At 65.4% G+C, this 9,496-nt stretch carries 10 protein-coding genes and 1 pseudogene; 9 read left to right on the forward strand and 2 right to left on the reverse strand.

Annotated features, from left to right (window positions below):
- A partial coding sequence (locus CHB84_RS21650; protein WP_176440083.1) for a transposase occupies positions 1-402 on the forward strand: 402 nt, incomplete at its 5' end.
- A gap of 42 nt (positions 403-444) precedes the next feature.
- On the opposite strand, the gene CHB84_RS21655 is transcribed toward CHB84_RS21650, so the two are convergent.
- Both CHB84_RS21655 and CHB84_RS21660 read right to left on the reverse strand, forming a co-directional pair.
- Positions 445-1,863 (reverse strand): NF041680 family putative transposase, encoded by a 1,419-nt coding sequence (locus tag CHB84_RS21655; RefSeq protein ID WP_217898688.1) that lies wholly within the window; start codon positions 1,861-1,863, stop codon positions 445-447.
- Between the two features lie 132 nt (positions 1,864-1,995).
- Positions 1,996-2,805 (reverse strand): IS5 family transposase, encoded by an 810-nt coding sequence (locus tag CHB84_RS21660; protein WP_089303503.1) that lies wholly within the window; start codon positions 2,803-2,805, stop codon positions 1,996-1,998.
- A gap of 163 nt (positions 2,806-2,968) precedes the next feature.
- Between CHB84_RS21660 and CHB84_RS23095 the strand changes: the two genes are divergently transcribed.
- The 8 genes and pseudogenes from CHB84_RS23095 to CHB84_RS23300 form a co-directional block, all read left to right on the forward strand.
- A complete protein-coding gene (locus tag CHB84_RS23095) occupies positions 2,969-3,160 on the forward strand; it encodes a hypothetical protein (RefSeq protein WP_176440084.1) in 192 nt (63 codons plus the stop codon).
- Positions 3,157-5,505 carry a LuxR C-terminal-related transcriptional regulator gene (locus CHB84_RS21665; RefSeq protein WP_089303504.1) on the forward strand — a complete coding sequence of 783 codons (2,349 nt, stop codon included), beginning with the start codon at positions 3,157-3,159 and terminating at the stop codon, positions 5,503-5,505. The genes CHB84_RS23095 and CHB84_RS21665 overlap by 4 nt, the downstream gene beginning before the upstream one ends.
- Before the next feature lie 125 nt (positions 5,506-5,630).
- Positions 5,631-5,869: pseudogene (locus CHB84_RS21670) on the forward strand (IS256 family transposase); the annotation flags it as partial.
- Between the two features lie 94 nt (positions 5,870-5,963).
- The gene (locus tag CHB84_RS21675; RefSeq protein WP_089303505.1) at positions 5,964-6,269 is read left to right on the forward strand and encodes a transposase; all 306 of its coding nucleotides are present in this window, start codon (positions 5,964-5,966) and stop codon (positions 6,267-6,269) included.
- Positions 6,269-7,036: an IS3 family transposase gene (locus CHB84_RS21680; protein ID WP_089303506.1), complete on the forward strand. Its 768-nt coding sequence runs from the start codon at positions 6,269-6,271 to the stop codon at positions 7,034-7,036. Before CHB84_RS21675 ends, CHB84_RS21680 begins: the two co-directional genes overlap by 1 nt.
- Positions 6,966-8,099 (forward strand): tyrosine-type recombinase/integrase, encoded by a 1,134-nt coding sequence (locus CHB84_RS21685; RefSeq protein ID WP_217898689.1) that lies wholly within the window; start codon positions 6,966-6,968, stop codon positions 8,097-8,099. The genes CHB84_RS21680 and CHB84_RS21685 overlap by 71 nt, the downstream gene beginning before the upstream one ends.
- 121 nt (positions 8,100-8,220) lie before the next feature.
- A complete protein-coding gene (locus tag CHB84_RS23295; RefSeq protein ID WP_217898690.1) occupies positions 8,221-8,862 on the forward strand; it encodes a hypothetical protein in 642 nt (213 codons plus the stop codon).
- On the forward strand, positions 8,784-9,496 hold a 713-nt coding region (locus CHB84_RS23300; protein WP_217898691.1), incomplete at its 3' end, for a tyrosine-type recombinase/integrase. The genes CHB84_RS23295 and CHB84_RS23300, both read left to right, overlap by 79 nt.

A 9,496-nucleotide genomic window follows, 5' to 3' on the forward strand; every position in this document is an offset into this window, starting at 1 on the left:
GCCCGCGATCTCAAACCGGTCTACACCGCCCCCACCGAGGCCGCGGCCACCGAACGCTTCGACGAGTTCACCGCCACATGGGGCCAGCAGTATCCGGCGATCATCCGACTGTGGCATAACGCCTGGTCGGAGTTCGTGCCGTTTCTCGATTACGACGTCGAGATCCGCCGGGTGATCTGCTCGACGAATGCGATCGAGTCGGTCAACGCCCGCTACCGTCGCGCGATCAAGGCCCGAGGGCACTTCCCCAGCGACCAGGCAGCCCTGAAGTGCCTCTATTTAGCCACCCGCTCACTGGATCCCACCGGCCGCGGTAAGGCACGATGGGCCATGCGGTGGAAACCCGCTCTCAACGCCTTCGCCATCACCTTCGAAGGCCGCATCACCCCGAGCGGAAACTAGCCCATGCCAAGCCAGATCCACCGTTTATCGGACAGTCCCCGTTTAACCCGTTGTAGCTGTGTTGTGCTTGCTTGCGGTGTTCTTGCCGACGTCGTGTCGTCGGGCGCGCTGCTTGTTCTTGGATCCCGGTGGGCGTCCTGGTCCGGGCCGGGAGGGTTTCGGTGCACTGGCTGGCAGGGTGGTCTTCGGGCGGAGGTTCCGAAACCCTCGGCGGACGCGGGCGGGGGTGAGCCGACGGGGCTCGGTGACGGGTTTCTCCCAGGGGCGGCGGAGATCGCTAGTGAGGTGACGGGCCAGCCGGAGCTGGGTATGGGCGATCACGATGAGCCAGGTCCAGCGCTCGCCCTGTTCGAGGGTGCGGACGCGGGGCCGTGTCCACCCGAGGGTTTGCTTGAGGAACCGGAAGGTGTGTTCCAGGTCGAACCGGCGGAGAAACGCTCGCCAGAGGCGATCCACAGTGGATGCCGTGACGTCAGGACGCGAGTGCCACAGCCAGACCGGTTTCGGATCACGATCGCCGGGTAATCGATCCACGGTCAGGCGGATGAGGCTGCCTTCGATGAGCGGCAGTGGTCCGGCGAGGACCGCCCAGGCGGCGCGGTGGGTCAAGCGTGGGTGTAGCCGGTTCCACGCGGACGCTCGGGCGGTGCCGTAGCGGTCGGTGTCGGTGACCGTGGCCGCGTCAGGCCCGGGCTGAGTCGTCGGATCGGCCAGTCTGAACTCCTTGCCGTGTTTGGGCCGGCGGCCGGTGGTGCCCGCCGTCCGAGGTGGCGGCGGGAAGCGGAAGATCCGATCCGAACGGACTCGGCCCAGCAGTTCGACGGGTAGGTCGGCCAGCAGGAACGCCAGCCGGGTTACGTCGTAGCCGGCGTCGAACACCACCAGAATGTCGGCGTCACCGGGCTTGTACTGTCCCGCTGCCACCAGACGCTCGATGATCTCGCGCACCTGGGCGGCGGTCACCGCGGTCGCGTCGTCGCAGGGGCCCAGCCGCCAGGCGTCCAGGATCGTCGTCCACGAGGTGCGTCCGGTCTCCAGTGCGGCCACGAACGAGTAGGGCCAGCCCGGGATCATCTGCGCGGAGCCCTTACCGCGCCCATACACATGGCAGAACGACCGGTCCGGGCAGGTCGCCGCGTCCGGGCGCAGCCACGGGCTGACATCGACGGCCAGCACGATCCGCCCGTCACGGTCGCGGGGCAGCGGCAGACCCGCCACGCTGCGCCGCAGCCGATCGATCTCCACCCGACCGGAGGCCAGCCCGTCATACAAAGCGCCGTGACCTCGCCGGTGCTCGCCCGCCAGCGACAACCCCACCAGCGTCGACACCGGCCCCTCCGCGCAGAGCACAGCATCGGTCAGCTCGAACAGCGCGTCCGCCCGCCGAGGCAGACACCGGTAGAACTCCCCGCGAAACCCCGCCAGGTCCCCGAGCGCATCGGCGCGCTCGCCATCCTGCACACTAATCACCGCGGCCCTTGTTGTTGATCTTGTTCCTGTGACAAGAAGCATGATCAACCAAGGGCCGCTTTCATGATCAACCGGGGTCACTACGCACCCATCAGAGGTTAAACGACAAGCTAAGACCTCGTTTCAGAATGATCTTGTGAGTTGGCGGTGGCAGATGAGCACGCAGCCGAGCTGGAGGAGTCCGTGGTGGATGTCGGCGCGGCGTTCGTAGCGGGTGCGGAGCCGCTTGTACTGGTGTAGCCAGGCGAACGCGCGCTCGACGACCCAGCACACCGTGCCGAGGCGGGAGCCGTGGGCGGTGTTTCTGCGGGCGATGCGCGGGGTGATGCCCTTCTCCCGTACGGATCTGCGGTGGGGGTCGTAGTCGTAGCCGCGGTCGCCGTAGAGCCATCGAGGTCGGCGGCGCGCTCGGCCAGGCTTGCCGCCGATCGCGGGGATCGCGTTCACCAACGGCAGCAGCTGGGTGACGTCGTGGCGATTGCCGACGGTCACCGTCACCGCCAGCGGGATACCGGTGCCCTCGGTGATCAGATGGTGCTTGCTGCCGGGGCGGGCCCGGTCGACGGGTGAGGGGCCCGTCGCTGCCGCCCTTTTCAGCGCCCGCACGTGCGAACTGTCCACCACGGCGGTATCGAGGTCGAGTCGATCCAGCGCCCGCAGCTGGTCCAGCAGCAGTGCCTGTACCGCGGCAAACACCGCGGCCTCGGTCCAGTCGCGGAGCCGGCGCCAGCAGGTTACCCCGGAACAGCTGGCCACCGCGTGGGGCAGCTCGCGCCAGGCGATGCCGGTGTTGAGTACGAACACAATCCCGGCCAACGCCGCCCGGTCATCCACCGGCAGGCGCCCGGGATACCGGTTACGGCGCGGAGCACGGGCGGGCAGCAGCGGCTCCACCCGCTGCCACAGCTCGTCAGGCACCAACTCCTCGATCATCCGGCCAGGGTGCCGAGGCGTCATCAACAAACCCAAGCAGACACGCCGATCATTCTGAAACGACCTCTAATACCGCCGGAAGTAGGTCAGCCGCACGCGCGGCGTGTGACGTGCGGTTTCATTGGGCACCTATCTCTGATCTCTGCGAGTACTATGGTAGGAGGTGTCTGCCATCGTCGCCCTGATGTTGGAGGGTGTGCCCGAGCCGACCAACCTGCGTCGTGATCATGGCGGTGAGCAGGTGCTGCTGACGGTGCGCGGCGGAGCGCAGCTTTGCCTTGAGGCCGCCGAACGACCTATACTACCTGCGAGAATGTGCCGAATGCCTCTGTTCAACGGGCGAGGACCGCGATGACACGTGGGCAGCGAATCAAGGGGAACGTCCCGGTCGAGGCGACCAGCTTTGTTGGTCGCCGACACGAGCTGACCTACGCCAGGGGGCTTCTGTCCGAAACGAGACTCCTTTCGCTCATCGGTGCAGGTGGGGTAGGGAAGACGAGGGTGGCGTTGCGCTTAGCCAGTGAACTCGGCCGTGCGTTCGGTGACGGCGTGTGGTATGTCAAACTGGCAGGGCTCCACCAGCCAGCACTGCTGCCGCACACGGTCGCAAACGCTCTCGGTCTCCGAGACGGTGCGGCCGACTGGACCCTCGAAACCCTGGCTCCGCACCTCGAGGGCAAGACCATGCTGCTCGTGCTTGACAACTGTGAGCACATAGTCGACGCCTGCGCGGAGCTCGCTCAAGGTCTTCTGGCGGCATCGCCGGAGCTACGGATACTCGCGACCAGCCGGGAGCGCCTAAGGGTGCCCGGCGAGTTCGCGGTGCCAATACCACCACTATCGACGCCGAGCACGACCGACGCGGAGTCCGCAACGGGCGATCTGATGCATTATGAGGCGATCCAGTTGTTCGTTGACCGTGCCTCCGCGCGTTGTCCGGGCATCGAGATCGATGGACGTAACCGCAATGAGGTTGCCCAGATCTGTAGGCGCCTCGATGGCATTCCGCTAGCTATCGAGCTAGCAGCCGATCGCGTGAAGACGCTGTCATTGCACCAGATCAGAGAGAAGCTGGCCTCCCGACTGGATTTGCTGACCAACGGGCCCCGCGGGGTCCCTCCGCGCCAGCAGACGTTGCGCGCATCTCTCGATTGGAGCTACGAACTGTGCAGTGAGGCCGAGAAGGATCTGTGGGCACGATTGTCGGTCTTCGCCGGCGAATTCGAATTAGACGCTGTCGAAGGAGTCTGCCAAGACGATCAGATGGCGTCTGCGGATATTGTCGACGTGGTGGAAGGGCTGCTGGACAAGTCGATCGTCGTGCGGGAGGAACGCGACTCGCGCATTCGCTTCCGGATGCTGGAGACCATCCGCGAGTACGGGCACGACAGACTAGTCGAGGCACAGCAGGATGCCCAGATGCGGCGACGACATCGTGATTGGTACGAAAGCCTGGCCACCCACATGGCCGAGCATTGGATAGGCTCAGAACAGGTCGACTGGTTGCGCCGCTTCCGCGACGAGCATGCGAACCTGCGTGGCGCTCTGGCATATACGCTGGCCGACCAGGTCGATGCCGAGCCTGCATTACGGATCGCAGCGGCCTTAGCGTGGTATTGGCACGCTCGGGGAGCCCTGTCCGAGGGGCGGCACTGGCTCACGCAGGCACTGGCCCAGACGGACAAGTCGAGCCAGGCAAGGATCGACGGGCTGCGCGTGAACGCCTTCTTGGCAATCTTGCAGGGAGATGCTGATGCTGCCGACCGGTCGTTGTCTGAGGCGCTGGCAACGCCGGAGGTCGAGAACTGGCCGCAGCTGATGGCGTCCCTCGACATGACGTCGGGCTTGCAGGCATTACTGGTTCACCGCTTGGACGAGGCGTCGAAGTACTTCGCCGCGGCGCTCCCGACGTTCCGGGAATCCGGTGGTGTCGAAGGCGAGATCTTCACCTCGATGCTCGACGGTATGGCATTGGCGTTCCGCGGCGACCGTGACGCCGCCAAGGATCGCTTTGCCAAGGTCCTGGCGAATTCCGATCAGACCGGCGACTTGTGGTTCAAGTCGTACACATTGCTGTTCCTCGGCGTCGTCCACTGGATGGAAGGTCACCTCGACACGGCGACCGACCTGGCGAGACAAGCTCTGCGGGGCAAGGTACTCTTCGACGACCACACGGGCCTTGTCCTCTGTCTCGAGGCCCTGGCTTTTTTCGCCAGCAGCTCAGGTGACTGGAAGCGCACGGCCATCATTCTTGGCGCAGCGGACACGATCTGGGGCAAGACTGGCACCACTGTGGACAACTTCGCTGACTTCAAGTCGTTGCACGACGAATGTGAGGCACAACTCGCCCCCAAGCTGCCTAAGGCGGCGCTCGCCACGATGCGCCAGCAAGGTAGCGAGCTCCCTGCCTCGCAGGCCATCGCCTATGCACTGGGTGAACACAACGAACCAGGAGCCGAGGCGACCGGCTCGTCGACGATGGGTTTCGAGCCGTTGACCCGGCGCGAGTGGCAGGTGGCCGAGAACGTTGCCGAAGGACGCAGCAACCGGCAGATCGCCAATAAGTTGGTCATCTCACCGCGCACCGTCGACGGCCACATCGAACACATTCTCTCCAAACTCGGGTTCAGCACGCGAACTCAGATTGCCTCTTGGGTCGCAGAGCGTCAGAACCACCCAGGCCCACGACAGGAGCAATGATCAGAACCTGTGGATGGTCCTCGGCGGGGTTACGTGAAGGGGCGTACCTTCCCGAGGATGATCTGGAAGTCCAAGTAGTTCTGATCAGAACCGGCGTTGGCGCGCCGGTTCAGGAAGGTACGCCCATGCTCAAGGTAGTCCACGAGGAGTCCGAGGCCAACACAACCACCGGGACGGGTGCGGCGTCGCTGCTGGATGAGATCGTTCGAGACGGTGCGCGGCAGATGCTCGCGGCGCCGTTCAGGCCGAGGTGGCCGCCTACATCGAGGCGCACGCTGGCGAGGTCGATGAGCACGGTCACCGGCGGGTGGTGCGCAACGGCTACCACCAGCCGCGGGAGGTGGCGACGGCGGCCGGGTCGGTTGAGCCTCCCCCGCTTGTCCGGAGATGGTGTGCCCCTGGTTGCGCGGAGGTGTGTTGTTGGATTTCATGCCACTTGATCTTGAACGGAGAGTGGTATGGGACGACGTGGATATCCGCCGGAGTTCCGGCGCAAGGTCCTGGACCTGGTCGAGGCCGGGAGGCCGGTCGCGGAGATCGCTCATGACCTGGGGGTCAGCGATCAATCGATCTACACCTGGCGACGCCAAGACCGTATCGATCGCGGTCTCGAGCCGGGGCTGACCAGCGGTGAGAAGGCTGAACTCGCGCAGGCCAAGCGCAGGATTGCGGAGCTGGAGACCGAGCTGCGCGCGACCCAGCGGGCGATCGAGCTCACGCGAGAGGTGGTGTCCCCAAAAGGAAGTACGAGGCCGTCAAAGTGATGGCCGCCGAAAACATCCCCGTTGAGGTGTCCTGCCGGGTTCTCGACGTCTCCGTGTCGGGCTACTACGAGTGGCTTGTTCGAACGCCGTCGGCCCGATCCGTGCGGCATGCCTGGCTGACTGACTTGATCACCGAGATACACCAGCACTCTCGCGGTACCTACGGGTCTCGTCGTGTGCATGCCGAGCTGCGCTTGGGCCGTGGAATCCAGGTTGGGCACGGGGCGGTGGAGCTCCTCATGCGGCGGGCCGGACTGGCGGGTGTGTCCGGCCGGCGAGGATGGCGCCGGCCCAAGCCTGACCAGATTGCCACCGATCTGGTCGATCGTGATTTCACTCGCGCTGGACCCGATCAGCTGTGGCTGACGGACATCACCGAGCATCGAACCCGGGAAGGCAAGGTGTACTGCGCGGTCGTGCTCGACGCTTATTCTCGCCGTGTTGTGGGGTGGTCGATCGACTCCTCGCCTACCTCAGCACTGGTCACGAACGCGCTGGGCATGGCCATCGACAATCGATCGCCCACGGCCGGTAGTGTTATTTATTCCGACCAGGGAGTTCAGTTCGCTTCCTGGGCTTTCACCCAGCGCGCCAAGGATTCCGGGCTCGTTCCCTCGATGGGCGCCATCGGTGACTCCCTCTTAACCGGCCAATGTCGGCGTTTTCGCAGCGCAGCGACACGCCGACGGATGTGCGTTGCCCACCAAGGTGTGGTCAGTGGTGCTACATCTGTTCCTCGTGGTCCAAGGATCGGATCTGCGGCTTGAGGAACGGGACGGCGGATGGGCGCTGTCCGGTCCGGCCGCGTCCTGGTTTCCGCTGGTGAACGAGTATTTGTCCTATTTGGTCGATCGGAACTACTCGTCGAAGACCGTGCGTGCCTATGGGTATGACCTGCTGGCGTTCTGCCGGTGGCTCGTCGCTGAGGAACAGCCGCTTGGGGACGTGACCACGGAGGTGCTGCTGCGGTTCTTGCGCGCCTGCCGCGAGGCCAAGGTTCCGGGTCGGCCGGGGCCGAACGTGGTGCTGCTGTCGGGGCGTCGGATGGATCAGTACGCGGCCACGACGATTAACCGACGGTTGGCCGCGATCTCGGGGTTGTTCGCCTTCGCTGCGATGCGGGACCCGCAAATGCCCAATCCGGTTCCGAAGGGCAGGGAGGCCCACTGGCGGGTTCCCGGTGAGCGCAGCGGCATGCTTGCCCACGCTGTCCGCCGACCGAAGAATCGTTCGTCGCTGCGGCTGCGCGAACCGCGCCCGTTGCCCGCGGCGTTGTCGCAGTCCGATGCGGCGGAGTTGCTGGCGAGCTTCCGCACCTGGCGAGATCGGGCGATCGCGGGGTTGATGCTGTACTGCGGGTTGCGTTCGGCGGAGGTGCTGGCCCTGGAGGTCGCCGATGTCGACATCGGCGGCCGGTGGCTGAAGGTGCTTGGTAAGGGTCAGCGGGAACGCCGCGTCCCGCTGGATGCCGACCTCGCCTCGGTGATCCAGGTGTATCTGTTGGCTGAGCGGCCGGAATCGGCCAGCGGCCGACTGTTTCTGGTGGCCAAGGGCCCGAATCGTGGTCTGCCGTTGAGTCCGGCGGGGCTGCGCACGATCTTTCGCTATCACCGCGGCATCACCGGGATCGTCGCCGGTCATCCGCACGCGCTGCGGCACACGTTCGGCACCGCGTTGGCCGAGGCCGGGGTCGATCTCGCGGTGATGCAGGTCTTGCTCGGCCACGCGCATGTCGATACCACTGCTCGCTACATCCATCTGGCTTCGGCCCATGTGAAAGAAGAGTTCGATGCCGCTCGCGATCGCATCCGCTCCCAGCCCCACCAGTGATCTGCATGCCGCTTACCTGGATTACCTGCGGCGAACCGGTCGTGGCAACGTCGCCTATTGGCGGGCGGCTCGGGCGTTCTTCCGACGCTGGCCAGACCCACGGCAATGGGCGAACGAGCCGTTGGCGATTCGGTTGTCGGCGAACACCTCGACCCGGCCGGTCATCACGTTCCTGATGCTGCACCGGGCGCTGCAGCCAGGGTATGACTACCTGCTGGAGCGGAAACTTTCCAGCATCTGGCGCGAAATCACCGAGTCACCGCTGGGGACTGACCTGGAGCGGTTCATGGCCACAGCTGCCGAGTTGGGTTTCACCGAGCGGGTGCGGTTGGCCACCGGTTCGCAGGTGCCGGTCCGGTTGCTGATCCAGACCGGGCGGCCGCTGGAGCAGCTCACGGTGACGGATTTGGCCGAGTTCACCGCCGCATGCCGGGACAGGCAGACGCGGACAGGCAAGGGCCACAAGCACTACCTCGCCGCGGCTAGCAACGCCCAGCGGGTACTGTTCCACCTCGGCATCGTCGAGCAGCTGCCCCGCTCGGGCGGACCTGTCCCGTTGCCCGAACGGCTGGCCGACGTCACACCACCGGTCCGGGCAACCATGATTGCTATCTGGAACGCAAACGCGCAACGTGTCAGCCCAAGACCGTCTCCGCGCTGGCCACGCGACTCAAGCATTTCGGGGTGTTCCTCGCCGAGGTTGCTCCCGCGCTCGCCTCGGTTGCCGAACTCGATCGTCAACGCCACATCGAGCCCTACCTGACCTCGCTGGTGGAGGCGGTCAACGCCAAGAATGATGAGCTCATCACCGTCGCGGATCGCTCTCGGCGGGTGCTGGCGCTGATGGGGTTTCTCTCCGAGATCACCGAGTGGGGCTGGGCGGAGGCACCGCCACGCAAGCTGGTGTTTCGCGACGACAATCCCAAGCTGCCGCAACCGCTGCCTCGCTACCTCCCCGTTGACGTCGATCGGCGACTGACCGAGGTGCTCACCCAGCGACCGGGTAACGAGCTCGCCGCGGCCGCCCTGCGGCTGCAACGCGCCTGCGGGCTACGCATCGGCGAGCTACTCGATCTGGAGCTGGACTGCGTGCACGAACTACCCGAGCACGGCAGCTGGCTCAAGATCCCGCTCGGCAAGCTCGAGACCGAGCGGATGGTCCCGCTCGACGACGAGATCCTCACGCTCATCGATCACATCACCGAGCTCCGCTGCCACGGTCGGCCGATGCCGCATCCCCGATATCGGCGCCGCGCCCAGTTCCTGTTCACCCACCACGGCCGACGCCTCTCACAACGCGCCGTCCGAGACGAACTCGACCGCGCCACGCATGTTGCCGGGCTCGACCATGTCACTCCGCACCAGCTGCGCCACACCTACGCCACCGCACTGGTCAA

This window comes from Haloechinothrix alba, assembly GCF_900188115.1.
In the GTDB taxonomy this organism is placed as follows: domain Bacteria; phylum Actinomycetota; class Actinomycetes; order Mycobacteriales; family Pseudonocardiaceae; genus Haloechinothrix; species Haloechinothrix alba.

What these genes read in the sequence shown, in the direction of transcription:
- CHB84_RS21660 (WP_089303503.1), bottom strand. Translation starts at nt 2,805, where the DNA reads ATGATCGAGGAGTTGGTGCCTGACGAGCTGTGGCAGCGGGTGGAGCCG.
- CHB84_RS21665 (WP_089303504.1), top strand. Translation starts at nt 3,157, where the DNA reads ATGACACGTGGGCAGCGAATCAAGGGGAACGTCCCGGTCGAGGCGACC.
- CHB84_RS21675 (WP_089303505.1), top strand. Translation starts at nt 5,964, where the DNA reads ATGGGACGACGTGGATATCCGCCGGAGTTCCGGCGCAAGGTCCTGGAC.
- CHB84_RS21680 (WP_089303506.1), top strand. Translation starts at nt 6,269, where the DNA reads ATGGCCGCCGAAAACATCCCCGTTGAGGTGTCCTGCCGGGTTCTCGAC.